The 2327-nt window shown below is 66.8% G+C and carries 6 protein-coding genes; 5 read left to right on the forward strand and 1 reads right to left on the reverse strand.

From position 1 onward, the window contains the following. Positions 1 to 166 precede the first annotated feature (166 nt). Genes I5Q34_RS33105 through I5Q34_RS33120 form a run of 4 tightly spaced genes read left to right on the forward strand, consistent with a single transcriptional unit; the run spans position 167 to position 1925 of the window. On the forward strand, positions 167 to 607 hold the full coding sequence (locus tag I5Q34_RS33105) for a hypothetical protein (protein ID WP_199896202.1): 441 nt from the start codon (positions 167 to 169) through the stop codon (positions 605 to 607). A gap of 40 nt (positions 608 to 647) precedes the next feature. Further along, on the forward strand, positions 648 to 1103 hold the full coding sequence (locus I5Q34_RS33110) for an endonuclease VII domain-containing protein (protein ID WP_199896203.1): 456 nt from the start codon (positions 648 to 650) through the stop codon (positions 1101 to 1103). A gap of 5 nt (positions 1104 to 1108) precedes the next feature. After that, positions 1109 to 1516, forward strand: coding sequence for a hypothetical protein (locus I5Q34_RS35370; RefSeq protein WP_234429907.1), 408 nt, complete (start codon positions 1109 to 1111; stop codon positions 1514 to 1516). Positions 1517 to 1526: 10 nt separating this feature from the next. Further along, positions 1527 to 1925, forward strand: coding sequence for a hypothetical protein (locus tag I5Q34_RS33120; protein ID WP_199896204.1), 399 nt, complete (start codon positions 1527 to 1529; stop codon positions 1923 to 1925). On the opposite strand, the gene I5Q34_RS33125 is transcribed toward I5Q34_RS33120, so the two are convergent. Continuing rightward, entirely contained in the window at positions 1922 to 2071 is a 150-nt protein-coding gene (locus tag I5Q34_RS33125) for a hypothetical protein (protein WP_199896205.1), read from the reverse strand. The genes I5Q34_RS33120 and I5Q34_RS33125 overlap by 4 nt on opposite strands. Between I5Q34_RS33125 and I5Q34_RS33130 the strand changes: the two genes are divergently transcribed. After that, on the forward strand, positions 2058 to 2327 hold a 270-nt coding region (locus I5Q34_RS33130), incomplete at its 3' end, for a hypothetical protein (protein ID WP_199896206.1). The two genes, I5Q34_RS33125 and I5Q34_RS33130, sit on opposite strands and share 14 nt — an antisense overlap.

A 2327-nucleotide genomic window follows, 5' to 3' on the forward strand; every position in this document is an offset into this window, starting at 1 on the left:
TGACCGGCGGCGCGTTCACCGCGGCCACCGGGGTGACGAGCGAGCGGATCGCGACTGCGGCCGGCCAGACCGTGGAGCGGTACCTGCGGGTGGTGACAACGGGGACGTTCTCCAACGCGGTGTTCGCCGTCTCGGTGGTCCGCAACTCAACAGCGACGGTGTTCTGATGACGCGCCCGATGAACCGTGCGGACCGCCTGATCCTGGCGCCGGGGGCCTACCAGACGTACAGCATCGCCCAGCCCCGTGACACCCTCGTGGCGGCTGCGTGCGAGCAGGTGGGCTGTGCGGCGTGGCGGTATGGGTGGGCGTCGGTCATCGACGAGTCCACCGCGCTCGGGCAGCAGCAAGCCCGGTACATCCGCGCCGAGTCGCGCCGTACCCACCGTGAGTCGAAGCGCGGCGACGGGCTGACCGTCTTCCGTTTCGAGTCTGGGCAGCGCTGTTTCGCCGAGCACCAGACGCGCCCGGAGCTGTACGCGGTGCGGGATGGGGACTGGCGCGGCAACCCCACCGGACGGACCCGCCGGCACCAGCGGGCGGCGGATTGGGTTGAGGACTTCGGCGAGCATCAGCTCCGGCTCGTCGACCAACACGAGAAAGGCTAGGGGTGAGACAAGTGGCTATGAATTTCAATAGAATTGGACCATGCCACTCGCCTCAAAGGCGTGCCGGAAGTGTGGGGTCACGAAGCCTATCTCCGGATTCAGCCTCTCTCGCCGAGCGACTGAAACAGCCAAAGCCGTGTACAGGAGCGATTGCAAGGAATGTTGCTCAGCGCGAGCCCGACAGTGGTTCGCCGACAACAAAGAGCGGGCGAGGGAGAACCGTCACCGCTGGGCCTTGTTCAACAGTTATGGCATCACGCCTGATGACTACCTCCTCTTGCTCAAGCAGCAAGGCGGGGTCTGTGCCATATGCAGCGAGGATGAGCCGAACGAACACGGTCGCACCGGAACGAAGTTCCGGCTCGCCGTGGACCACTGCCACAGGACTGGTCGCGTACGCGGCCTGCTCTGCCAGAAATGCAACCGAGCAATCGGACTACTAAAGGACAACGCCGATCTCCTGCGTAAGGCGATCGACTATCTAGAGAGGGAGTGATTTCCTTGGCGAAGGAGAGCGGCCTCGGGTGGACCACATGCTCGGTCGATGATTCGGGCGGTACCGCGAGGGCAATCAAAAACGACATCACGAACCTGGAGTTCGCGACTCCGCGGGCGGTGCAGGACGTGACCGGCATCGATAAGTCCGCGATGGAGCGGCTGCTGCTGCTCGCCGACTTTAGCGTGACCCTCAACGGCGTCTTCAACGACGCCGCCAACCAGAGCCATGACGTCTTCAAGACGGTGCCGTCCACCTCCGTGGCGCGGACGGTCACGCTCACGGTGTCCGGGCAAACCCTGGCGAACGAAGTGCTGTTCACGGACTATCCGCTCACGCGCGCAGATGACGGCGCTCTCACCTTCGCGGTCCCGGGCGTGCTGTCCGACGGCACCGTGCCGACGTGGGCGTAAGGGGGCCGGCATGGGGTTCGTGAAGAAGCCGCGCCGCATCCACCTGCGGTTCCAGGGTGACGTCGAGCTCGGCGGGCTGGAGGTCGCCCTGCGCGGCCTGAACGTCGCCGAGTACCTGGAGGTGATGGGCCTCGGCGAAGTGGAAGCCGCCTCGGTACCGGACATGATCCGCCGGTTCGCGCAGGCGCTGATCTCCTGGAACCTCGAGACCGAGGATGGTGTTCCGGTGCCGATCACCGAGGCTGAAGTCTTCGCCTTGGACCAGGACTTCGTGATGCGCCTGGCCTCCGCCTGGATCGAGGCGCTGGCCGGGGTGTCGGCCCCTTTGGGGCAGAGCTCGCCCGATGGCGGGCCGTCCCCGGTGGCGTCGATTCCGATGGAGCCCCTGTCCGAAAGCCTCGCCGGCTAGCGCGGGCGGAGTTCATCCTCGCCCTCTGCCGGGAGTTCCACTGCCTGCCCAGTGAACTCCTCGCCGAGGACGCGCACCTCATCCAGCTCGTAGAGATCGAGCGCCTCGGCAGCCCGGAGGGAGGCGAGCCGCGTGGCCAATGACATCTCGATCAGTGTCCGGGTCGACAATCAGACGGCGTCGGGGCTCGCGGCGGTCAACACCTCCCTCCGCGGCCTGCGGCAGAACGCGACGGCCAGCGGGCAGGCGGTCACTACCCTGGCCACCCGGTTCGCTGCCGCCGCCGTGACCGCTCGCGCCCTGGACGACGCGATCGAGGAGCTGAACCGGTCGTTGGGCACCCTGCGCGGCCGGGCCGCAGCAGCTGCCGGTGAGGTGTCCGGTCTGCGGGACCGGTCCACA

The organism is Streptomyces sp. AV19 (assembly GCF_015999245.1).
GTDB lineage: Bacteria > Actinomycetota > Actinomycetes > Streptomycetales > Streptomycetaceae > Streptomyces.